This is a genomic window from Halomonas borealis (genome assembly GCF_004798905.1).
GTDB lineage: Bacteria > Pseudomonadota > Gammaproteobacteria > Pseudomonadales > Halomonadaceae > Halomonas > Halomonas borealis.
Genome location: NZ_SDMO01000132.1, coordinates 1 through 240, shown reverse-complemented (window position 1 = coordinate 240; position 240 = coordinate 1). Strand labels below are relative to the sequence as shown.

1 pseudogene is annotated in these 240 nt (G+C 42.5%); it reads right to left on the bottom strand.

Features of this window, described 5'->3' with window-relative positions:
* Positions 1 to 240: pseudogene (locus tag ETC07_RS16410) on the bottom strand (cell division protein FtsK); the annotation flags it as partial.

The window sequence follows — 240 nt, the reverse complement described above, 5'->3', positions numbered from 1 at the left end:
GACTCAACATCATAATCTGATAAGAAGGCGCCTTGTAAACGTACAGGATGATTTTCATCAATGGGTTTAAAAAGCATATCCCCCCGTCCTAAAAGTTTCTCTGCACCATTTGTATCAATGATTGTGCGAGAATCCGTCCCGCTGGATACAGCAAAAGCGACACGTGAAGGAACATTTGCCTTAATCAAGCCAGAGATGACATCAACGGATGGACGTTGCGTTGCTAAAATCATATGGATA